Genomic DNA, 24,081 nt, shown 5'->3' with positions numbered 1-24,081 from the left:
GCGGCACGCCCGTGACCACGCCCCCGCACCGACGGTGGCCCCCAGCGGGCGAGCCCCCCCGCAGAGCCCCGCGAGCCGTCAACTCCCCCGCTCAGATGGCCTGTCGGGGTCGAATTGCCCTCGTGCGTCCGGCGCGGGGGATCCACAGATTTCCCTCTACTTCCCGGATGGCGGCAACCCCTCGTTCATGGGCCCGTCGCCCGGGGACGGCTTGCTGGGACCCGAAGTTATATAGACAACTTAGGGGACCCACCATCGTGGCATCACTCTCACCGACCGCCGCGTCCGGGAGCAGCATCACGACCGGCTCCACCACGCCTTCCAAACCCGGCGACACCCTGGCCCTCACCTGGTCGACCGACGCCCCGGACCCGAAGAACTGGATCGGCGTCTACCCCGCCGACCGGCTGCCGGGCAGCGGCGGCAGCTCCCTGGTGTGGGCGTACGTGTCCGGCACGTCGGTGCGGACGACCCTGGACACCTCCGCTCTCACCGGCGGCCCGTACATCGCCTACCTCCTGGCCAAGGACGGCTACGGCGTCCTCGCCCGGACCGAGCCGTTCAGCTTCGCCCCGGGCGCTCCGGCCACCGACTCGCTGAAGCTGACCTCCACCGCCCCGCACGAGGGCGACAAGCTCTCCTTCCACTGGACGACCGGTACGCCCGACGCGAAGAACTGGGTCGGCGTGTACGACGGCGACCGGCAGCCGGGCCACGGCTCCTCCCTCGCCTGGCAGTACACCCCCGGCGCCGGCGGCGACCTCACCCTGGACACCTCCGGCCTCACCGGCGGCCCGTACACCGCCTACCTGCTGGCCAAGGACGGCTACGGCGTCCTCGCCCGGACGGAACCCTTCACCTTCGCCGCCCGCCCCGTGATCCCGCGCCCGCACGCGGTGGTGGACGCCGTCACCACCGCCCCCTGGACCGCGGGCGCGGACGTCTCGCTGAAGCTCGGCGGCCTGTGGATCAGACCCGAGGGCAACGCCCCGGGCACCGCCGCCTTCCAGCGCGCCGGCGGCGACTCCTGGCTGTCGGTGAGCGCGGACGGGACGGTCACCGGCACGGCCCCGCTGATCGCGCCCCGCCGGCCCGGCCGGATGGTGGTCTCCGTCACCGACAGCGCCGCCGGCCGCGACACCGTCACCGTCCAGGTGCCGGTGCGCACCTCACGGGAGCGCCTGCGGCTGAAGGCCGCCACCCTGAACCTCTGGGACGCGGGCGCCCACGTCGACGGGTCCCTGGAGAAGCAGCTGCGGCTGGTGCTCACCCAGGGCCTGGACGTCGTGGCGCTCCAGGAGTGCGGCGACGACGGAGCCGAGAACCTCGCCGGGGCGCTCGGCTGGCATGTGCACCAGGCCGGCGGCCTCGGCATCGTGAGCCGCCATCCGCTCACCGACCTCGTCGCCCCGACCGCCGCGCTGCCGGCCGCCGCCGCGACGCTGCACCTGACCGGCGACCGCGCGGTCCGCGTGTGGACGGCCCAGCTGGACGAGGCCGACTACGGCCCCTACGCCCTCCTCGCGGGCCGCACGCCCGCCCAGACCGAGGCGGCGGAGAAGGGGACGAAGCGCTACGCGCAGGCACAGGCCCTGGTGGCGGCGCTGCGTACGGACCTCGGCTCCCGCACCCCCCTCGTGCTGGCGGCCGGTCTCGCCTCCCCGTCCCACCGCGACTGGACCAGCCGCACCGCGGCCGCGCACGGCGGAGTGGGCCGGGTCCGCTGGCCCGTCACGGAGGCGCTGGAGAAGGCGGGCCTCGTCGACGCCTTCCGCGACGCCCACCCCGACCCGGTGAAGGCACCGGGCACCACCTGGTCGCCCGTCAGGCCCCGGCGGGAGAACGGCGACGGAGCGGAACCGCAGGACCGCGTCGACCAGATCCAGTACAGGGGACGCCTCAACGTCGTCGAGGCGCACACCCTGTCCACCGGCTGGCCCCGGCCCGTGCCGGACACCGCCGCCAACGGCTGGCCCTCCGACCACGCCGCCGCCGTCGTCACCTTCTCCCTCTCCGCCCGCGGCTGACCGCGCCGCCCCGAAAGGACTTCCCCCCATGACCGAGATCAGCCGCCGTACCTTCATCGGCACCACAGCGGCGTCGGCGGCCCTCGCCGCCGGGCTCCCCGGCACGGCGCAGGCCGCGTCGCGCGGCGCCCAGGGCGATGTCGCCGACGTCAAGCACGTCGTCATCCTGATGCAGGAGAACCGCAGCTTCGACCACTACTTCGGCACCCTGAACGGCGTACGCGGCTTCGGCGACCGCCAGGCGAGCGTGCTCTCCAACGGTGACCCGGTGTTCCGCCAGCCCGACAGAGGCCGCAAGGAGGGCTACCTCCTGCCCTTCCGCATGGACACCACCCGGTACAACGCGCAGAACGCCGGCGGCCTCCCGCACGACTGGGACACCGGCCACAGCGCCGTCGACCAGGGCGCCATGGACAAGTGGGTCCCGTCCAAGGGCGAGCGCACCATGGGCTACTTCACCCGCCAGGACATCCCCTACCAGTACGCCCTCGCCGACGCCTTCACCCTGTGCGACGGCTACTTCTGCTCCCTCAACGGCCCCACCGACCCCAACCGCCTCTATCTGTGGACCGGTACGGCGGGCCCGGGCGTCGACGGCACCACCGGCCCCTGGACCGACAACACCCCCGTCACCGGCAACCCGGTGGCCGACTGGACGACGTACGCCGAACGCCTTCAGGACGCGGGCGTCACGTGGCGCGTCTACCACAACCCGGACGGCTCCGACGACCGCAACGGCGACTACGACGACAACGCGCTGTCGTACTTCAAGCAGTTCCACGCGTTCCCCAAGGACGACCCGCGCTACGTCAACGCCATGACCAAGTGGGACCTGACCGCGTTCGACCAGCACTGCAAGGACGGCACCCTGCCCACCGTCTCCTGGCTGGTGGCGCCCTATCTGTTCTGCGAACACCCCGCGGCCAGCCCCGACTACGGCGCCCACTGGGTGAACACGGCGCTGCAGTCGCTGTTCTCCAACCCGGACGTGTGGAAGCACACCGTCTTCCTCCTCATGTACGACGAGAACGACGGCTACTTCGACCATGTCATCCCGCCGTTCCCCGAGCCCGGCACCAAGGACGAGTTCGCGAACGGCAAGCCCATCGGGCTCGGCAGCCGTGTCCCGCTGTGGGTCGTCTCGCCCTGGTCGCGGGGCGGCTGGGTCAACTCCCAGGTCTTCGACCACACCTCGGTGCTCCGCTTCCTGGAGCGCGTCACCGGGGTGCGCGAGCCCAACATCTCCGACTGGCGGCGCACCGTCTGCGGCGACCTCACCAGCTGCTTCGACTTCACCAAGCCCGACTACAGCATCCCGCGACTGCCCGACACCGTCGCCCTGATGGCGAAGGCCGACGCCGGCAACGCACTGCCGGGCGTGCAGATACCCACCGAGCAGTCCATGCCCGTCCAGGAACCGGGCACCCGCTCCCACCGTCCGCTGCCCTACCGCCCGTCGGCCGACGTGACGGTCGACCGCGCCACCGGCAAGGTCACCTGCACCCTCACCAACGACGGCAGCGTCGGCTACCACTTCACCGTGCTGCCGAACACCGCCCTGCCCTTCACCGGCACCCCGTTCACCGTCCCGCCGCGCTCGACGCGCACCTACGTGTGGGACACCTCCGCGACCGACGGCCGCTACGACTTCTCCGTCCACGGCGCCGACGGGTTCGTCCGCCGCTTCTCCGGCACGGTCGTCCGCGCCGGACAGAGCGACGTGGCGGTGCCCTCGGTGACGGCGCTACCGGGACGGTCCGGGCGCCCGCGCACGGCCACGCTGGAACTGGAACTGCGCAACCTCGGCGGCACCGAGGTGGCCTTCACCCTCACCCCGAACGACTTCGCCGGCAAGGAGCGCACGGTGTGGGTCGGGGCCGGGGAGCGCAGCCGCCTGACCTGGCCCACCGAGAACGGGCGGTACGACGTCACGGTCACCGCCGGCACCGGCACCCGCTTCGCCCAGCGGTACGCGGGCACCGTGCACGCGGGGTGAGCCCCGCCCCTCGGGGCCACCGCGGGTAGGGTCTGGTGCGGGCCGGTCGATCCGGCCCGCACCACCCGTGAGAGGCCCAGGAGATCCGGTGCGGCAGGAGCACGACGACCCGGCCGGCGACCTGCGCTACCGCAAGGTCGCCGCCGCACTGCGCGAGGCGATCGTCGCGGGCGAGTACGCCACCGGCGCCAAGCTGCCCCCCCGAGGCCGCCCTGGCCGAACGCCACGGCGTCTCCCGGGGCACGATCCGGCACGCCCTGGCCGTCCTGCGCGCGGACGGCCTGGTCACCTCCCGGCGCGGCAGCCGCCGCACCGTGCTCGGCGGCCCCCGCGCCCAGAGCTTCTCCCAGCTCCTGAGCTTCACCGCCTGGGCCCGCTCCCTCGGCGAGACGCCGGGCGGCCGCGTCGACCGCGTGGACCGCCGCGCCGCCGACCCGGAGGAGGCCCGCCGGCTCGGCCTGGAGGAAGGCGCGGAGCTCTACCTCGTCCTGCGGGTACGCACCCTGTCCGGCCGGCCGGTCATGGTCGAGCGCACGCTGTACCCGCCCCGGGTGGGCGCCCTGGTGGCCGCACTGCCCCCCGAAGCCGTCTCCCACACCGAGGCCCTGGTGGAGCACGGTGTGCACTTCACCGACGCGGACCACACCATCGACCTCACCTGGGCCGACGAGGACGACACCAGACTCCTCGCCTGCCCGCCGGGCCAGGTCCTCCTCCGGAAACGCCGCCGCACCACCGACCCGGCGGGCACCCCGGTGGAGTGGTCCGAGGACCGCTACCTGCCCGGCACGATCGCCTTCACGGTCCACAACTCGGTGGCGGCGACCTCCCTGGGCCGCCACCCCAGGACCACCTGACGGCACCCCGGCACCGGGCGGCTCACCCCCGCAGCAGCCCTTCGAGCAGCGGCAGGAAGTGCTCCAACGCCGGTGTGGCACCGAGCGGGTCCTTCGCCTCCTCGTCCCACCGCCGGACCGCGACCGCGTCGGCCGCGCCCGCGGTCGCCCCGAACTCCGCGGCCTCCGCGGCGGACATCACCCCGCCCTGCACCTCCAGGGTGTGCCGGGAGGCCGAGCGACGCTGGTGTGGGCCTCCTGGCAGCGCGACGGCTTCCCCGAACGGGCGATGTCGCTGCGCGACCTGCCCGAGGCCACCAGGATCGGGAACGGGGAACTGGGCGCGGCCGTGGTGCTGCACAGGATCGACGACCGGGTGCCCGAGACCCTGCGACGGGCCGCCGCCCTGGTGGGCACCGGGGCGGTGCGCCGGGCGGCCACGGTCGGCGGCAACCTCGTCGGAAGCTCCCTGCGCTGCCTGCTGCCCGCCGCGCTCGTCCTGGACGCCCGGGCCGTGACACTGGACCGGGAGGGGGTGGAGGAGAGGGAGCTGGCCGAGGTCGTGGACAAGCACCCGCTGCTGCTCGGACTGCGCTGGCACCCACCGGCCGTGAGCGCGTACGACAAACAGGAGGGCGCGCCCTCCGGTCCGCCCCCGCTCGTGATCGCGTCCGCCGCCTTCACGGACGGCACGGACGGCGAGGACGGGCACCGGATCCGCGTCGCCGTCCGCGACGGCTACGAGGTGCTCACCGGCACCGCCGCACGCGACGCCGGCGCCGGTGCGGACCAGGTGCTGCGCGCCCTGCGCGCCACCGCCATCGGTGAACTGCACTCCCGGGCCTGGGAGGCGGCATGCCGCCAGGTGTCGGACCTCGTGGACCGGCTCGGGGGCTGACCACGTTCCGAGCCCTGCGCGCCGGGCGCGGTCAGGTCAGGTCGAGCTCCACTTCTGGTTGTCGTGCCCGTTGCAGGTCCACAGCTGGAGGCGGGAGCCGTTGCCCGTGGCCTGGTCCTTCACGTCCACGCACTTGTTCGCCTGCGGGTTGACCAGGTCGTTCGAGGAGTTGAGGCGGAACTGCTGGGCCGGGTTGCCGCTGCAGTTGGCGAGCTGGATCACCGCGCCGTCGTCGCGCGAACCCCAGGCCACGTCCATGCACTTGCCCATGGCGTGCACCGTCCCGTCGGACATGAACTGCCACTTGACGCGGTAGCCGTTGAAGCAGTCCCAGATGTCCAGCGGCGTACCGTCGTTGCCCGATCCGCCCGCCACGTCGATGCAGCGATGGGAGGCGTGACTCCAGATGTAGACGCCGGGGATCTGCGGGGTGACATGGGTCGAACCGCCCGATCCGGACGAACCGGAGGACGAACCGCCGTGCCCGGACGACGACGAGCCGGTGCCCGACGCCGCCTTGCCCTCGGACGAGGACCCGGCGTGGTGTCCGGGTGCGGCGGCCGGAGGCTTCGCGCCGCCGCCCGCGCCCGCGCCGACCGCCGCGGCCCCGGCACCGGCCGCGGCGCCGGCGGGCGCGGCGGGGTGCCCGGACTTCTGCGGGGCCGTCGGGGACCCGTCGAGGGAGGCGACGGGCGAGGGGGACGCGGAGTCGAAGGCGCCGGGAGCGCCCACGGCCTGCTGATCGCCGCCCAGCACGGTGCCGGGCGCCGCACCGGAGGCGGCGGCCCGGCTGTTGGAGCCGTCCCCGCCGGTCGTCACCAGGAACGGGACGGAGACGAGCAGCGTGCCGACGATGGCGGCCGCCGCGAGCAGGCTCTTGTGGGGCCTGCCGGGCGCGGCGGCGGTGGCGGTCTGGGCGGCCACGGCCTCGGCGGTCAGCTCCTCGGCCTCCTCGTCGGTCCGCGTGGCCTCGGCGCTCTCCCCGGCGGCGGTGCCCGCGTCCCCGGCCCCCGCCTCGGCGGCCGCCGTCGGGGCCCCCGTCCCCTCGTCGGTCGCGGCCCCGCCCGACGCCTGCTCGGCCGCGACCTCGGCGGGCGTCCGCCCGGCCTCACCGGCGCCGGGCGCCTCGGTGCCGGACCCGCCTTCCGTGGCCTGCGGTGCCTCGGGCTCGGGCTCCGGGGCGATCCGGGCCACGGCGGTCGCGGTGGCCGACGCACCGGCCGTGCCGCTCTGCTGGGGCTCCTCGGTCTCGGCCTGCGTCGGCTCGTTCTCGGAGCGGTGGGGCTGGGAGGCCGTCATGGCGTCCTTCCGGTGAAGACGGTGGCGGGGGGCGGGGGTACGACGTGGATCACGGTGCCGTCGGGGCGAGAGCGTCGAGCAGCGGCTCGTTCTCGACGACCATGCTGACGGTAGCGGTCGGGTTGACGTACAGCCGGTGTCCGTCGGGCAGTTCACCGACGAGTTCGGCGACCGGCACGGTCCTGGAGGCGAGCAGACCGGCCGCCCGCAGATGATCGGTGGAGGTGAAGGCGGGGATCACGGCCTCACCGTCCGGGGTGCACGCGGCGAGCGGCGCGCCGCCGGGGCCGAGCAGCACCGACACCTGAGCGGCGGCCAGCAGGCGCGGCACCTCCTCGGCCGGCCCGTAGCCGGTGGACGCCCGCTGGACGGCCTCGTCCACCGCGTCCGTCGGCTCCGGCCACCCGAGCGCGGCGGGGGAGGGGCGGTACTCGTCGTTGTCGCGCCACTCCTCGACCTCGCCACCGCTGCCCGAGCGCCACTCGCCGACCAACGCCCAGGCGGGCGGCGGGCCTTCGCCCCGCCAGGCGGGGTCGACCACGCCCAGCCAGTGGTCCGGGGCGAGCCGCGCCGCCTCACGCACATCGTCCGGCACGTCCGGGAACGCCGCGGCGGCGTCGGGGCTCTCGCTCACTGCCTGACTCCTTCTCGACTGTTCTGGACCGGACCGCCGTCGCCGTCCTGCCCGGCGTCGCCGCCAGGGGGGTGCGGGGCGGAGCCGAGCAGATAGCTCAGGATCCGGTCGACGTCCTCCGGATCGAAACCCCTGATCTTGGCACGGAGTTCGTCGGGCTTCGCGACCCGGGGGTCCGCCCCGTACACCCACGGCGGGCGTTTGGGGTCCGGGGTGGAGTTGTGCACCTCGCCGCCGCGCAGCCCCACCAGGAACTTGCCGGAGCGGGTCGGCGGCTCCTTCACCGTGATCCGCTCGTAGCCGGTGGCGAGCCCGCCCGTCGTGGTGTGCAGCGAGTTGAGGGCCGCGTGCCACTTCGCCATCCGGTCGCCGCCCTCGCTGTCCGGCTCCTCCATGTAGCGGACGGTGTGCCCGACCATGGCCATGGCCTCCAGGTTGCCGCTGCGGAAGCCGAGGTGGCGGGTGGAGCGGCTCCCCAGGCGCAGGTGCTCGTAGAGCCGCATCTGGCCGATGCGGCTGCCGCCGCCCCAGGAGGCCGTGCCGTCCTTGTCCTTGTCCCAGAACCCGGTGAGGTCGTGCACGTCCAGGCCCGCCGCCCGGAAGTCCGCGACGATCCCGGGGTACTTGTCCGCGTGCGCGGGGTCGGCGTACGGGTCGCCCGCGACGAGGACGAGCGGGTGGTGCCCTGTGCGCTCCCGCTCCTCGCGCAGTCCGTCCAGGATCTGCCGGACGCCCCGGTAGGCGGTGTCGTGCTCGACGTGGACGTCGCCCTTCTTGCCGCTGAACCGCGACCACAGGATGATCGTGTCGCGGTCCGGCGAGGGGTGGACGCCCTGCCCGCCGAGCCACTCCCCGACCGCCGCGCGCGCGTCCTTCGGGAAGCCCGCCTCGTCCAGCCCCCAGGCCGCGCGGACCTTGCGGCGGACGTCGACGCTGAAGTTCCTGCCGATCCACGTGGTGCCGGAGCCCACCGGGATCACGAGCTTCTTCTTCTCGCCTCCGGTCAGGTTGCGGCCCATGACCTCCGCGGCCTTGGCCTCCGCGACCTTCGCGGGCTTGCCCTCGCCGACCTGGACGAGGTGCACGCGCTCGGCCGGCACCCCGGAGGCCAGGTAGAACGCGTGAATGGCCGCTCCCTTGTCCTGCTTCTCCCGCCCGGAGATGCCGGTGAGCACCGCGACATGCAGGTTCTCGTCGGCGACGAGGGCCGCGGCGATGCCGAACTGGTCACCTGTGGCGTAGCCCGGCTGCCACAGCAGCCGCTTCGGCTCCCTCTCGGTCTCCTCGCCCGGCCCTTCCAGGGCCCGCGCCAGCTCGGGGTCCAGGTCCGGGCGGCGCAGCACGAGCCGGGCCCGGTCCAGATCGCTCAGCCCGGCCTCCCGCAGGGGGATGGCGGGTGCCAACTGCCAGGCGATCTCGGCTCCGGCGTCGTGGGCGAGCCCCTCCACGTCCTCCCGGGTGACCGGAACGTCCAGGAGGGCGGGCGCGTTGAGCCGCTGCCTGAAGTCGTCGGTCAGATCGGCGTCGGTGAGGGACTCGGCACCCGACTCCGTCAACGGGCCGGTGGTCGGCTCCTCGTGCGCCTCGGCCGCCGTGTCGGGCCTCGGCGCCGCCGCCTGCCGGGGGCGTGCCCACAGGTACTCGCCGCCGCGCCGGTACAGCGTCACGACAGGACCGTCCGCCGCGCCGTGCGTCTCGGTGGTGCCGTCCTCCGAGACGACGGTGAGCCGGACCCCGTGGGCGGCCGCGGCGAGTTCGGCGGCGGTGCGCGCGGTGGCGCCGTCCCAGTGCCGGGCCGTACGCAGCTGGGTACGGATCAGCTCCCGGGTCTGACCTGGCGTCAGGACGAGCCCGTCCGGCAGCCTGCCGCCGTCGCGCCGAAGCAGCTCGGCCTGCCGCGGGTCGAGGACGACCCCGGCCCGCACCACCTCGTCGTGGGTGAAGCGCGCGTCGCGGTCCAGGGCGGCGCCCGGAGGCAGGGAGCCGGCGCCGACCGGTGCCGCCGCGTCGCGTTCACCGGCCGGGTCCAGTGCCGAAGAGAGCGCGGACCAGAAGCCGTTGCCGTCGCCGGACGGCTCCACCAGGTCGTGGACGGCGCCGTCGGGCGCGGTCAGCGTGGCCGCCCCGCCGTCGGTGCCGTGGCGCCAGGCCGTCGTCGTGGTGGTGTTCCACGGCGCGCTCGCATGGGCCGGCCGACGCGGCACGCCGGGCTCGTCGTCCTTCCCGCCGGTCCTCGGTGCGTACGACCGCGGTGGCGGGGCCGGGAGCGCGGGCTCCCGCGCCGGTTCGCCCACGGGGACCGCGAGCCTGAAGTGGCGGTCCTTCAGATGCAGGACGACCTGGGGCAACGCCTCGTCGGGTCCTGCCCAGGGCGGGGTGAACTCCTGGAAGCCGCCGTCGCCGCGCACCACCGTGAGGCGCACCCCGAAGGCGCGCGACGCGAGCGCGGGCAGCAGGTCGGCGCCGCCGTGGTCCCAGCCCGCGTCGTCGTCGCCGTCACCGGCACGGCGTATCTGCGCCGCGGCGAGCTCCGACCGACCGGCCTCGGGCAGCGCCGCGTGCAGCGGCATCCGGCCGGAGTCGTCGAACTCGCGGCGCTCGGGGGTGCCCGGCTCGAACGCGATTCCCGCGTCGGCCAGTTCGGCCGCGCTGAACACGTCGAGGGTGTCGGGGGAGGTGAACTCCGCGAGGTCCGCGTTGGCCGGCTCGCCCAGCTCGTGCGCGAGCCGCCGGCGCAGTCCGGCGACGATCTCCCGGCGGTCCTGGGACGCGGCGAGTCCGCCGAGCAGATCCGGGTCGGCGTGATACAGCCCCTCGGCCAGGGCGTGCGCGAAGGCGTCGCCGTCCGAGGGCATCTCGCGCAGGGTGTACTCGTCCCCGCCCGGCGAGACCAGGGTCGCGTCGAGGCCCTTGCCGCCGGGTGTCGCCGTGAAGCGCTCCCACGCGGGCCGGGCCTTGGCGGGCGGCGCGTTGAACCGGACCGGCGGGGGCTCCGTGAGGCCCGCGCGACGCGGGGCCTCGTCGGGGCCGTGCGGCTCGGCGGGCAGCCGGTGCCAGCGGGTGAGCCGGTCCGCGCCCGCCCGCACCGCGTGGAAGGCGGCGGCGGCCGATTCCGCCGTCCGCTCGGCCGTGCGCACGGCGCCGACCTTCAGATGCAGTGCGCGCCGGGCGGCCTTGAGCGCAGCGGCCGCCTCACGGACCCGCTGCCGGGCGAGCGCGGTCTCGGGCGACTCGGGCAGCTCGGGAGACCGGGACGGCCGGTCGGCCCCGGATGCGGGCACCCCGGACGCGGGTACCCCGGGCGGCCGGGTGCCGTCCGAGGCCGCCGCGCCGGACGGGCCGGCGTCCGCGGCGCGCGTGCGGTCCGCCTCCAGAGCCTGTTCCAGCCGCCGCTTGGCGGAGGCCAGTGCGCGCCTGCGCTCATGGCGCACCTCCTTCAGCTCCGGTACGGCCCGGCGGTGCTCCCAGTACTTCCTGTCCGCCGCCACCCACGCGTCGCTCGCCCGCGTGACCGTCGCCCAGGCGTCCGCGACGCGCGGCGGGAAGGTGTCGTCGCCGACCAGTCCCAGCTCCCGTGCCACGTCCTCGCGGACCCAGGCGAGGACCTGCGTCCGTGCCTCCACGGCCTGCGGGCCCGGCTTCAGATAGCCGAACGGGCCCAGGTGCCGTCCGATCCAGGCGCCTGCCGCGCTGTCCTTGAAGTGCCGGTCCACGTCCGCGACACCGAGCCAGCTCGTGGGGATCGCGAACAGGAAGGCGCGGCCCGTCTTCGGTTTGACGTTGAGCTGGGCGCCCTCGGCGCCCGCCAGCTTGCGGCCGTCCGTCTCCGTGGTGTTCACACCCGTGCCGGAGGCCCCGGGGACCGCGGAGCCGGACGTGTCGGTGGCCAGGACGGGCTGGCCGCCCAGGGACGAGTCCTGGACGCCGGTGCGCCAGACCGACGCGTCCAGGCTGTCGGTGTGCCGCTCCGTGCTCTCCATGGTCGCGTCCGCGGCCACCGCCAGCAGCCGCGCCCCCGCGAAGTCGGGCCGGGAGTACAGCCGCAGGTCGCCCTGGGCTCCGCCCGCGAACGTGTCCTCGGTCAGTCCGGCCACGGCATGGCCGTCGGGGCCCGCGCTGTCCCCGAAGAAGGCGGCGAGCGCCGCGTTGTCCGTGCCGTCGCGCAGCGCGAGAGCGGACGCCGTGCCCGGCCGGGTCAGCCCGGTGCGGCGCGCCGCGGCCACGGCCGACTCCAGCTCCTCGCCCGTCAGCTCGCGCGGCCCCTTCGCGGCCGGGGCGAGGGAGGTGCCGTACGCCTTGGCGACGGCCAGGTCACCCGCGTCCCGCAGCGTGTCCAGACCCACGACACGGCGCACATGGAAGCCGTTCGCCGGAACCCGGAAAGGCCGTGAGGTGCCATCCGGACGCGGTGCCGCACGCCACTTCTCGATGGCGTCCGGCGTGACCCGGCCCTGCTGCCAGACGGTCGCCGAACGCTCGGGAGCGGCGAGGTCGGGCGTGCCGAGCGGATCGGCCCCGGCGCCCTTCGCGTCGTCGCGGTCCGGGACGGTCAGGCTCAGCGGCAGCTGCTCCCGCAGCCGGCCCACCTCGCCCTCCTGCCGGGCGAGCGTGCGTCCGCCGACGTCCAGGGTCAGGCGCAGCCGGTAGCCCGTGAGGTACTCGGCGTAGGGCTCGTTCGCGTAGAAGACGTGGGTCTTCATGCGCGCGGTGGAGCGGCCGGTGGACGTGGACTGCGCGCTGGTGCCCGTCTCGGTGTAGGCCGGCCCGGCCGCCGTCGCGGTCTTCGACCCGGTGCGCACCCCCTCCCCGACGCTCGCCCCGAGCGCCCGGGACCGGGAGGTGACGACGCCTTCCTCCACCGTCTCGGTGGCGACCCGGTTGTCCTGGAGGGTGGCGCTGTGGTCGAGGCCGTCGAACCGCGGCTCGTCCGCGATCAGTTCGACGCGCAGCGAGCCGGTGCGGCCGCCGACGCGGATCGAGCCGTGCCCCCAGCCGCCGATCCGCGCCCGCGTCGTCGCACCGCCCCCCGTCATCCGTTCGCGCAGGGCCCGCACGGCGCGCGGCGTGACCATGGAGTGGACGCGGTCGCGGCTCGCGTCGTCGATGCCCAGGTCGCGCAGCTGCCGGTCGAAGTCGGCCAGCACCTTGGTGGTGTCCAGGGAGTTGACCGGATACGAGCCGAACGGGTTGTCGCGCAGCCACTTCGGCTGGCTCCACGCCTTCGCGGTGTAGCGGGGCACCTCGCCCAGGCCGTCGCGCAGGAGGCCCAGCCGGTGCGCCGCCTTCTCCGGCAGATGTCCGAGCCAGTCGGAGGCGAACGTCAGCCGCCGGCCCGCCCAGGTCGAGCGGTACCAGGTGACCAGCGAGTGCAGCGGGGAGAGCAGTCCGCCCGTGCGCACCGAACCGGCGATGTCGTGCTGGGTCCCCCCGGACACCAGCACCTTGTGGCCCTCGGCGTCCCGGTCGATCTCCGAGGTCACGGTGCGGGTGACGGTGTGCGAGACGGCACGGGAGCGGCCCAGGCGCCCCAGCAGGCCGTACGCGCCGCTCACCGACGGCCCGACGGGGTGCGTGTGGCCGAGCGAGCCGCCACCGGCCAGGGTGAAGGTGTGGGTCGTGGTGACCGCCCCGGAGGCCTGGAGGTCGCTGCCGAGCGTCTGCTCCGTCTCGACCTTCACCGGCTTGGAGACCACGACGGGGTCCACGACCCGCGTCCGGTGCACCAGCGCGCCCAGCCGGTTGAGATACGGGCCCTTCCCGAACAGCCCGGCGATCCGGGTCCCGGCCGGGCCCGACGACTGGTCGAAGCCCGCGGCCAGGTACTGCGGCTGGAACGGCCGCACCGACGCGTCGTGCGCCGACGCGCCGATCTCCGCGAAGTGCCATGAGCCGCCCGACGCGTCCCGCATGACCTCCTCGACGGCGGTGGCGAGTTCCTCGTGCCCGCCGACGCCGACGGTCTGGTAGGGCTGGTCGCCGAACGGGTCCTTGCCGTGGTCCGCGGACACCTCGCGGGTGTCGCCGGTCGCGAGGGCCTTGGCCCGCGCCGGATCCAGCGTCTGCGTGCGCGGCGGCACGGCCGCGGCCGGTGCCGTGTGGGGATCGGTGCCCGGGGTGTGCTCGTCGGGCACCGACAGCACCACGCGGCCCACCACCGGCTCGGCCAGCAGGTCGACCTCGGCCTCGCGGCGCACCATCACCCGGGTGCCGAGCAGCCCCAGCGAGCCGATGCCCCGCCACAGGCTGCGCGGGCGCCAGTAGCCGCCGCTGGTCGCGGTCAACTCCAGCCGGTAGCTGTGCAGAGGGGACGGGCCGGCGCTGACCGCCATCGGCTCGTACGACGCGGTGGCGCCGTATCCCGTCCTCCGGCCCTTCTGCCGGCCCCAGCGCGGGCCCGCCTGCACGGTGCCGACGTACGGGGGCGCGCCGATGCCGTCCTTGCGGGTGTCGCGCACCGACAGGGTCGCGTCGAACCCGCCCTCCACGGTGCGCACCACGTTCTGCTGGCCGTCGAGCCGGTCCGTACCCGGCGAACTCCCGCGCAGGATCAGGTCGTTCTGCGTTCCCTCGTACCGGCGGTCGGACAGCGCGCCGTCGATCCAGATCCAGCGGTAGGCGCGGCTGAACCGCCCCGGATCGACCAGGCCGATCCTGATGCCGGACGTCGTGAGGGCCTCCAGGTTTCCCGCGACACCTTGCTGGGACAGGGTGTTGATGACGGTGAGCGTGTTCTGCAGCGCCATCCGGTAGTGCTCGGCGTCGCGCCAGCGCCTGTCCGACGGGTCGCCCAGCTCGTCCAGCGGAGCGAGCATCCCCGGGTAGCGGCGGGCGGCGGCGCGGACCACCTGGTCGGTGAAGGAGTCCAGCAGGGTGCGGGGCGAGGCCTCGGTGCCGGTGCGGTCGGCGGGCGCGCGCACCACGTCGCCGTCGTCGTACGTGAACGCCTCCGGGCGGCTCATACCCAGCAACGCCGGTGCGTTCGTGGTCAGATGGGCGGGGGCGAAGGGCTCGTCGCCGCCTCGGCGGCGCAGCCGGGTGCCGTCGTCCCAGCCCGCCTGACGGCGCGCCTCGGTGCGCGTCATACGGTCCAGGCTCCACGTGGTGAACGGCGTGGCCTCCTTGTCGCCCGTCTTGCGCACGTAGACGGTCTTGCCGACCAGGTAGAGGTCCGTCGGAACCTTCTTGGCCCGCCCCACGATCTTGCGCGCGCCCGAGCCGCCGAACACCCCGCCGTGCGTGGTGCTGCGCCCGTAGCGGCCGACCGCGCCGAACATCGCGCGCAGGTTCGCGGCGGGACCGAAGAAGCCCAGCAGGTCGAAGCTGGGACCGAGTGAGGCGTTGACCTCCTGGGTGTAGGTCTTCGACAGCGTCCGCTCGTTCTTCACGGTCTGCTGGATCGTGTTCCGCATCTCCGCGGCGTCGGTCTCGGTGAGCAGCGTGGCCTTGCCGGGCACCACCCGCTCCACCACGAACGCGCCCTGCGGGGAACGGGAGGTGTCCTCGCCGAACAGCGGGCGGCCCGTCACCTGGCCGTGCGCCAGCCGGTCCGCCATGCGGTGGAAGCTCTCCGAGGTGAAGAAGCCCGTGATCTCGCCGTAGGCGGCACTGCCGGGCCGCGCACCCGCGCGGGCCACCGCCCAGTCGCGGATCTCCTTGAGCGAGCCGTACCCCTCGGTGTGCACCAGCCGGTAGTCGGCCTGCGGGCCGAGCGTCATCGTGCGCGGCGCCGGTCCGGGCGCGGCCGGCGAGGTCTCGCTGTCCGACAGCCGTACCGCCAGCCCGCCGCGCACCGCGAACGTCGTGTGGGACCCGCCCGCCGCGAACGCCCTGGGCAGGCCCGACGGGCCCACGCCCGAGGGCGCCCCGACCAGCGACACCTCGTACTGCACATCGTCCAGGTGCAGATGGGAGCCGTCCCCCATGCGGGTCTCGACCTGGCTGAGCGTCTGGTCCTGCATGCCGAACTCGTACGAGCGGCTCAGTGCGAGCGCCCCGCCGACCCTGCCGTACGCGACCGGCCCGGACGGCGGCCCGACGGCGACGGACGGTGCCACCTGCACCGTGGTGCCCACCGTCTTGGCGGCGCCGGTGGTGACCTGGCTGCGCTGTCCCTCGTCCACCTTGACGGGGGCGCCGTGGACGTCGGTGAACCGCTCCCAGCGGCCGTGCGGACGGGTCGTCACCCGCATGACCCGGATCCGGCCCTGCGCGTCGCGGAAGGGCGGCGACTCGTAGCCGTCGCCGTGGAAGACGCGCGGGGTGGTGCGCAGCGCCCGCTCCAGATGGGCGAGCGGATCCCCCGGGCCGGGGTTCGCCGCGCGGGCGAGGCCCATGCGGTCGCCGATCTCGCGCACGACCGCGTCGACGCCGCGCAGGGTGACCTGGCTGTGGCCGTAGCTGCCGGTCTGGCTCCCGTCGGTGCCGTCGCCGGTGAGGTACGACGGCAGGCGGCTGCCGTCGCTGAAGACCACCGGTCCGCCGGTGCGGGGCGGCGGGAGCAGGGAGCGGTCCAGGCGGGGCGGCCGGTGGGTGTCCAACTGCCGCTCGATCCGGGCGAACGGGTCACGCGCGGCGGTGTCCTCGGCGGACGGCCCCGTTACGGCCTCCTTGCCTCCGGTGGCGGTCCCTGCCGTGTCGCCGCCCTTGGTGCCCGGCGCGAAGCGGACCTTCTTCCCGGACGTCTCCCCGGACGTCGTGGGCGGTTTCGGGGGTGTCGACCCGCTCGCGGCCCCGGTGATCGCGGCGGCCGAGTAGTGGTCGGTGCCGTTGTAGTGGACGTACACCGTCGCGGCGGTGCCCTCGGCCAGATGGTGGTCGGGCCGGCCCTCCTGCACCACGACCACGTCGAGCCCGATGGCGCCGGCCACGGCCGGCAGCGCCCGGTCGAAGAACGGGGTGGCCCACAGGCGTACGTCCCGGATGGCCCGTTCGACCAGGTCGCCGGTCGTGGCGCCGCTGATCTCGTCGAGCCCGGGAGCCGTCCTCGCCCAGCGCGGATAGGCGGTGGTCAGCAGGTCCTGCCAGCGCCGCCGGGCGGCGGGACCGCCGGCGCGCAGTTCGGCCAGGAGCCGGGTCCGCAACGCGTCACGGTGGTACTGGTCGGTCAGCCGGTCCCGCTCGGCGGGCGGGGCGGTGGCCGGGTCGGCCGTGTAGTGCGGCAGCCGGGCGCGGATGCCCGCCGCGTTCAGGTCGGCGATGGCCCGGCGCTGCTCCGGGTCGGTGGTACGGCGGCGGAGTTCGTCCAGGTACATCCGCTCGGTCAGCAGGCCGTCGATCCGGGCCTGCTGCCCGGAGGTGAGAGCGGGCAGCGCGACGCCACCGAGGACATGGCGCAGCGTGTCGGTGTCCAGGTCGCCGACGAGGATCTCCAGGGGGTCCGTGCGCATGGCGGCGGACGTCCGCAGAGACGACCGGGCGAACCGGTCCGCCGCGTGGTCACGAAGTTGACGCACGGTCATATGACGTACGGCGGAGTCCGGTTGCTGGCGCGCGGTGCTCGCCAGGATCGAGGTGAAGAAGCAGTCCCCGTCGCCCACCACGTTCAGCACGTCGAGCCCGGGCCGACCGCCCGCCGCCGGTACCCTCCGGGTCACGCGACGGTCCGCCGTCGCTTCCGGTGAGCCGTCGGTGACCCCGTCCCGTACGGCGTCCGAGGCCGGGGAACCGGCGCCGCCCGGGGAGTGGGGGAGCGGCGGTGGCGCGGGCTCGGCGGGGGAGGGGCGCAGGCCGTGCAGCGAGGTCCCGGGATCGGCCCCGTGGGCCGTGGCGGCGGCGCTCAGCACGGCCGTGACCTGTTCACGGCCGGGGGAGGCGGAGGGCGGCAGCCCGAGCAGGTCGCGGGTGATGGCGTGCAGCACACCGGGGGTCATCCGGCCGTCCGTGTGGCGGGCGGGCGAGCCGTCCGGACCCGGGTTCCAGCGCAGCGTGTCCAGGGCCGCGAGACCGCGCAGCAGGGTGCGGTGCCCCGCCGTTCCCTCGATCTCGGCGCCCCACGTGCCCCGCAGCGTCCGCACCAGCTGAAGGGTCCGGTTGCGGACCCAGGGGTCGGCGGGATCCGGGCCCTCGTGCAGCCCGGCCGCGCGCGCCAGGTCGTCCAGGGCCCCGCCGGACGGTTCGGGGGTGAAGGACGTCCAGGCGCCGCGGGTGCCGTCGGCGTCGAGGTAGAGGATCGGCCGTACCCGGCCCCGGCTGTCCACGGCCGTGCCCGCCTCGGTGGTGGGGGCGTGGACCACCCGGCCGGTCAGGTTGGCCACGTGCTGGGCGACCGGCAGACCGCCGTGCTCCGGCGGACGCCCGGTGGTGCACGAGTACAGCACGATGGGCCGGTCCTTCGGGCCGAGGTCCCCGCGCTCCAGATAGCGGGCCAGCTCCCGGCCCGTGACCTGCACGGTGGTCCCGTCCGCCAGGGCGAGGGTGACCCGGGTCGCGGTGCCGTGCCCGGCGAAGAAGGTGGCGTTCCCGTCCCGCCACGGCAGGGCGTGCGGGGTCCCCACCAGGGCGGCCCGGTCGCTGCGGTGGTCCGAGTAGGTCCCTCCCGCGAGCACGGTCGGCATGCGCTGCTCGCGCCGCGACCAGTCCGCGCGCGTGTAGGAGGCCTGGCCCACGGGCCGGCCGTCGCTGCCCGTGAGGGTCGTCCGGCGCAGCGCCGTGTCCGGCACCGTGCGGTCGTCCAGGGTCCGCAGGGCGGCCGGGGGAGCGGGCGTGGAGGAGCCGGGAGCCGGCGGGGAGGTCCCCGGGGCCGGAGCGGGCGTGACGGGGCGGGTCACCAGACGGTGGGGCGCACCGGGAGCGGGCGACGGGGCGCGGCCCTCGGTGACGACACCGGAGGTGCTCGCCCGCCCCGCGCCGGACCCTGCCGTCCCCGTGGCCGGCCGGGCCGCGAGGGCGGACGACGCCCGGTCCATGCTGCCGATCCAGTCGTCGAACGGCCTGTTGGCGAAGGTCTCCAGCATCTGGGACGTCAGCCGCTGCCGCTCCGCCATGGCGCGCAGCGCGTCCGGCTTCATGCCCTTGGCGGACGTCGCCATCACCGTCGCGTACCGCCCCACCAGCTCCTCCGTCAGGGCGCGGCGCCGCTGCTGGAACGTCGTCGCGTGCCCGCGCAGCGTGTCCAGGTCCCTGACCTGTTCGAGCCGGCGGATCTCCTCGGTGATGTGGTCGTGGACACGGGTGAGCACCTGCTGCACGGCCGCCGCCTCCGCACCGGACGGCCTGGTGCGGGTGACGTCGGCGCGGTGCACGTTCAGGAGCGAGATCGGGTCGTCCCGCTCGGCCCTGGCCTTGGCCAGATGGAGCGCGGCGACCGTGCGGGGATGCGGTGCCGCGCCCTCGTCGCGCAGCAGGTCCGTCCAGTTCTTCGCCGGACTGTGGATGAACTCGTTCACCATCCGCTGCGCGAGATCGCGCACCTTGACGGCGGCCTCGGCCTGCGCCTTCGAGGCGCCGGCGCGCAGGACGCTCGCCTGCCCGATCAGGCTCTCCAACTGATCGCGCAGCGCGGCGCGCTGGGACGTGAACTGGTCCGCGAGGCCGCGCAGGGAGTCGAAGTCGCCGACCCGGGCGAGCGCGTCGATCTCCCGGTCGATGTGCGCGTCGATCGCGCCGAAGAGCTGGTTCAGCGCCTGCGGGTCGCCGCTCTGCGGGCGTACGTCGAGGATCTTGCGGCGCGCCTGCCGCAGCGGCCAGTTGTGCTGCTCGCGCTCACTGCGCGCCATGGCCTGGTAGAAGCGCACGGTGTGCGCCAGCTCCGTGCCGGGATCCAGGACCAGCGGGCGCCTGCGCAGCTCCCCGAAGGAGAGGGAGTCCTTGGACCGGGCACTGGTGTGGTTCTCCTGGCTGAGGATCTCCCAGCCGTTCGGGCCGTGCCACAGCATGTTCGCGACCTCGAAGAGCCGGTCGTCGCCCTCCGCGTGGTCGCCGCCGTAGTACTCGTCGTGGCCGAACCAGTCGGTCGGCCGGATGTCGCGCCGGAAGTCCACGGTGTGGTGGAAGTTCGACTCCGGGGACTGGTAGTGCCACACGGTGAAGCGGTCCGGGTCCGGGTGGCCCGACACCACGAACGCGCAGCCGTTCATGGCGGGCGTCACCACGAGGGTCGGACCGGCGCCGTCCCGCGGGTCCCGTGGCACCGAGGTGTGGCCGACACTGCGCCCCGGGTCGGCGGTGCCGCCCGTGAGGTAGGGGGTGAAGGCGGCCTCCACATAGCCGTGTTCGGCCCGCACCGGGGGCAGCCCGTCCGCGGGCAGGCCGAAGGACTTCACGCCCGCGTAGTGCCGCGCGTACCACTCGACCGCGGGCGCCAGCACGTACACCGGCCGCCCGCCGCTGTCCCGCCTGCCGTCCTCGACCAGCACGAACCGGTGCTCGTCCAGCTCCGGGTCCACCAGGGCCCGCACGAAGGCACGACGGGCGTTCGCGTCCAGCCCCGGCGCGTGCCGCGCCAGTCCCTCGTCGAGGTCCATGGACAGGACGTTCGCACCCAGGAAGTCCCCCGGGTCCGCCGTCAGCGTCTGCTCGGCGGGGAAGTCGGCGTGAGTCGGCGCCGGTTGGGTCGACAGGGAGGGAGCGGAGTGCTCGGAGAGGTCGGGCTGGGGTCCGCTGCCGCTCTCGGTGAGCACGCCCGTCGTGGGCTGCGGGTCGCCCAGCAGGTCGGTGAAGTCCCCGAAGTCCTCGGAGTCCGCCTGCGACTCCGTGTCGGAGACCTCGGGGTCCGCCGTGGAGGTCGCCGGGGCGGGGGCCGGCGCGGACACGGCGCGGACCGCTCGGGGCGGCCCGCTCTCCGGCTCCGCCTCCGGTGACGGGGAGGGAGCCGGGGACGGGGACGAGAGCGCGTCCGCCGACGACGTCGATGCCGAGGGGGCGGCCGGGTCGTGGGCGGAGACCGTCGGCAGGGGGCGGGCGGAGCCCGGGGAAGAACTCGTGTGCGTGCCGGAGAAGACGAGGTGCAGGGCCTGGAGCACCTGGTCGTTGCGCGGGTCCCGGGCCTGGGCGGCCAAGCCCTGGAAGTACGTGTGCAGAGGGGCGCCCTCGGTCAGGGAGTCCCTGATGGCGTCCGCGACGGCCTGGGTCTGCTGCGGACCGGGAGCCACCGAGAACGTGCCGGTGGCCTCGCGCACGGTCTTCTCGTGGTCGGCGTACGCGGTGTCGACGGCCCGGGTCAGCTGCTCCAACTGCTGTGACGTGAGGACCACTTCGGCGGGATCCCGCACCTGCCGCCTGTACTGGCCCAGGTCGTTCGGATCGAAGTCCACCATCCGCCGTACGGTCGCGCCGGTGCCGAGGATGCCGGTGATCCGCTCCGTGGGCAGGACGTCGGTCAGCCGCAGCATCTCGTCCTGGCCGAGCAGACGTCCTCCGTCCCGCGCGGGCAGCGCGCCCAGCACCGACCGCGCGGTGTGCGCCGTCTGGAGGTCCGCCCAACCGGGGGCGTCCTCCAGTCGACCGCCCCATTCGCTCTCGTGGACGATCGCGTCCGTGACGCCCTGGAGCCGGTCGGCGGCGTCGGGGTCGAGCCGGTCGTACGGGGTGTGGTGGGTCAGCACGGAGAAGAAGGGGCGCCCCAGCAGCTGCGCCAGGTTGCTGGTGTTGGCGCCCTCCAGGACCGCGGGCATGTTCCCGAGCCGGTACAGCTGGCGGAACACGTCCTGCGGCAGCTTCCCGCCGCTGACGACCAGGACCTCGTCGGGTCCCAGGGAGTCGATGCGGTCCGCGAGGTCCGGGTCGCCCAGGTCGGCGTGGTGCAGCCAGTCCGCGCTGTGACGGGGAGCGAAGGGCACCGTCGCCTCGCCCAGGGTGAGCACCACCGAGGGCTTGCCGAGTCCGGCCGCGTGCGCCCCGGAGGCCAGGGTGGTGGCCGCGGAGGCGCGGCCGGGGGTCGCCACGTTGTGCAGGCCGTAGACCGGCATCAGCTCGGCCCGGCTGTGCAGGACCGCGTCCGCGACGGCCCGCAGCCCCTGGCCGCGCGCGCCGGGGACCTGCTCGGTGATCAGCGCGTCCAGCTCGGGCCCGGTCAGCTTCGGCACGTGGAAGCGGTACAGGGCGCTGCCCGGGATGGGCTGTGTGCCGGTGCCGTCGTCCTCCAGGTCGTGGACCGTGACCGGGTCGCCGGGGCCCGGCCGGGTGTAGAGCATGCGATGCGACTCGCCCCAGGCGTACGGCTTGAGGACGACCGCGCGGTCCGCGCCGACGAAGTCCAGGAAGTCCTTCGCCGTGCCGGTGTCCGAGTCGAGCCGGTCGCTGGCGGCCACGAGGACGAGGGAGTCCTTGACGCCCTCGGCGTGCGCGCCGGACCCCGGGGTGCCCGAACCGAACGTGCCCGTGTGCCAGTCGATCCGCTGGTTCAGGGTGTCCGACACGAGCAGTTGGAGCCGGTCGCGGACACTGTCGGGGGCGATCACGGTGATCCGCCCCGGGTATCCGAGTTCGTGCAGCGAGTCCATCAGCATGGTGGCCGCCGCCTGATGGCCGAAGTTGGCGGCGTCGTCCACGACGACCGTCACCCCGGGCAGCGCGGCGAGTTGGTCGTGCACCGCGCGGCGCAGATCCAGCTCCTCGGGCGACGGCAGGTCGCCGCCCCGGTGCCCGGCGATCTGGTCGAGCAGCGCCCGGTGCTCTTCGGGAGAGCCGTGCGGGTTGCCGAACAGCTCGTGCCAGGTGCGGTGTTCGGTGGACGCGTCCGTGGAGCCGGACGTGCCGCGAGCCCCGGGTGCGGGCGCCGAACTCGTCGTGACGTGCGGGTTGCCGGGGGCAGTGGGGTCCGTGGCCGAGGGAGTGCCCCCGCCCTCGGTGAGCACCCCGGTGGTCGGGCTCTCGACCTCGTGCGCCCGGTGCCCGTCGGCGCCGGACCCCGTGGTCCGCACGGGCGGCGCGGTCATGTCGCTGTCCGTGGGCCCGTGTTCCTGGTGTCCGGCGGGTTCCTCGGAGTGCTCCGGGTCGGTGGGTTCGTGCGCGTGGCCTGTGTTCCCGGCGGTGCCGGTTCCCGTTCCGACGGTGCTCGTGCGCACGGGTGGCGCGGTCACGTCGCTGCCCTCGGCCCCGTGCCCGGACTCGTGCTCGGGGTCCTGCTCGTGCTCGGTCTCGGTGCGCGGCCTCGTCGTGTGCTCCTCGGCGTCCTCCGCGGAGCCGGAGCGCGTGCCGGACACACCCCCGCGTGCACCGCCCTTGCCCGAGGTCCCGGGCGCGCCGGACGTCGGGGACGGCCCCGACGAGGTGCGGGTGCCGCTTCCGTTCCCCTCCGTGCCATGCCCCGTGCCGCCACGGTCGTCGCTCTTCAGGCCGCTGGTGCCGGGCAGGTTGATGCCGAAGGTGTTCTTGACGAAGGTGCCGGCGCCCGCCGCCGCCTCGCTCAGCGTGTGTTCGACCTTGCCGCTGATGCCCGCGCCGAGGAACGTGTCCCAACTGGTCGACCAGTTGCCCGTGAACAGGCCGCTGCCCAGGAACTCGGCGGCGGCCTCGGACCCGCCCTCGGTCACGAAGTCTCGGCTGTCCCGGCCGAGGTCCCGCGCGATCTCGTCCGGCGACCAGCGGGAGTTCTTCCCCTCACCGAGGTCGCGGACGTGGCTGCCGTCGCCGTCGAAGTGGTGGACGTCGTTGTTCCTGCCGAACTTCGAAGGAGTCTCGTTCTTGCCGACCTTCGACGTGATGTCGTCGGCCAGGTCCTTGGTGACGGGCCCGTGCTTGAAGTCGTTCTTGAAGAACTTGCCGAGCCCGTCGCCGATGTGCGAGAACGCGCCGTGGAACAGCGAGGCGAAGGCACCGAAGGCGCCGTCCTGGGCGATCTGCGCCCAGTCGAAGCCTTTGGGGCGACGGCCCTCGGGACCCGCGACCATCATGGCAAGGCGCACGGCGAAGGTCATGAAGGCCTCTTCGAACGCCTCGCTCAGCGTGGGCATCAGATGGGTCCGCTTGAGCAGGGTGTCCATGACGGTCAGGACCACGACCCGGCTGCGGGCCTTGGCGACCGCCGCCTCCCCGGCCGAGGAACCGCCGCTGAAGACGGACATCACGAGGATGATGGCGAGTTCGACCAGCAGCCGGATCAGCTCGGCGATGATCTGCCACTTGGACTCGGTGATGTTCATCGACGTCTGGACGCGCCCCTGCGCGATCTCGTCCAGCTGGTCGGCGAAGTCCTTGAGGTAGTTCGTGCCGCCGTCGTTCACGAACAGGTTCATGGCCCGCACGTAGTCGTTGCCGACCCGGGGCGGCAGCGCCCGCCCCGTGCCCACGACCGACTGCTCGATGACGTCGGACAGTTCGAGAACCCGCTTGCCGAGCTGCTTGTACGGCACATGGCTCGCGTAGGCCAGATCCTCGTTCGCCTGGAGCAGACGCTCACCGATCAGGACGAACAGGAGGTTGTTGAGCTGGGGCGAGGCCTCGATCGCCATGGT

Annotated in this window: 8 protein-coding genes and 1 pseudogene; 5 read left to right on the top strand and 4 right to left on the bottom strand. The window is 74.3% G+C overall.

Features of this window, described 5'->3' with window-relative positions:
* The first annotated feature begins 257 nt into the window (after positions 1–257).
* The 4 genes and pseudogenes from AB0C59_RS17510 to AB0C59_RS17495 all read left to right on the top strand — a co-directional run bounded on the left by AB0C59_RS17510 (position 258) and on the right by AB0C59_RS17495 (position 4,880).
* Positions 258–2,027, top strand: coding sequence for a hypothetical protein (locus tag AB0C59_RS17510; RefSeq protein ID WP_363005343.1), 1,770 nt, complete (start codon positions 258–260; stop codon positions 2,025–2,027).
* A 28-nt stretch (positions 2,028–2,055) separates the two neighbouring features.
* Positions 2,056–4,023, top strand: a complete 1,968-nt coding sequence (locus AB0C59_RS17505) for a phosphocholine-specific phospholipase C (RefSeq protein WP_363005341.1) — start codon at positions 2,056–2,058, stop codon at positions 4,021–4,023.
* An 83-nt stretch (positions 4,024–4,106) separates the two neighbouring features.
* Positions 4,107–4,280: pseudogene (locus AB0C59_RS17500) on the top strand (hypothetical protein); the annotation flags it as partial.
* Positions 4,281–4,337: 57 nt separating this feature from the next.
* Positions 4,338–4,880, top strand: a complete 543-nt coding sequence (locus AB0C59_RS17495; RefSeq protein WP_363005339.1) for a UTRA domain-containing protein — start codon at positions 4,338–4,340, stop codon at positions 4,878–4,880.
* 22 nt (positions 4,881–4,902) lie between these two features.
* Here AB0C59_RS17495 and AB0C59_RS17490 read toward each other — a convergent pair whose 3' ends face one another.
* Positions 4,903–5,058: a hypothetical protein gene (locus AB0C59_RS17490; protein ID WP_363005337.1), complete on the bottom strand. Its 156-nt coding sequence runs from the start codon at positions 5,056–5,058 to the stop codon at positions 4,903–4,905.
* Between the two features lie 24 nt (positions 5,059–5,082).
* Here AB0C59_RS17490 and AB0C59_RS17485 point away from each other — a divergent pair, with 24 nt between their 5' ends.
* On the top strand, positions 5,083–5,757 hold the full coding sequence (locus AB0C59_RS17485; protein WP_363005335.1) for an FAD binding domain-containing protein: 675 nt from the start codon (positions 5,083–5,085) through the stop codon (positions 5,755–5,757).
* Positions 5,758–5,793: 36 nt separating this feature from the next.
* Here the strand turns inward: AB0C59_RS17485 and AB0C59_RS17480 are convergent, their stop codons facing one another.
* From AB0C59_RS17480 to AB0C59_RS17470, 3 genes are read right to left on the bottom strand one after another with little or no spacing between them, the layout of a single operon-like run.
* Complete coding sequence (locus AB0C59_RS17480; protein ID WP_363005333.1) at positions 5,794–7,056, bottom strand: RICIN domain-containing protein; 1,263 nt, start codon at positions 7,054–7,056, stop codon at positions 5,794–5,796.
* Between the two features lie 49 nt (positions 7,057–7,105).
* The gene (locus AB0C59_RS17475; protein WP_363005330.1) at positions 7,106–7,690 is read right to left on the bottom strand and encodes a type VII secretion system-associated protein; all 585 of its coding nucleotides are present in this window, start codon (positions 7,688–7,690) and stop codon (positions 7,106–7,108) included.
* Positions 7,687–24,078, bottom strand: coding sequence for a hypothetical protein (locus tag AB0C59_RS17470; protein ID WP_363005328.1), 16,392 nt, complete (start codon positions 24,076–24,078; stop codon positions 7,687–7,689). The genes AB0C59_RS17475 and AB0C59_RS17470 overlap by 4 nt, the downstream gene beginning before the upstream one ends.
* Between the last annotated feature and the right edge of the window lie 3 nt (positions 24,079–24,081).

Source organism: Streptomyces sp. NPDC048664 (assembly GCF_040650555.1).
Taxonomy (GTDB): Bacteria; Actinomycetota; Actinomycetes; order Streptomycetales; family Streptomycetaceae; genus Streptomyces.
Note: the sequence above shows the minus strand (reverse complement) of the source record. Positions and strands in the feature narration are given on the sequence as shown.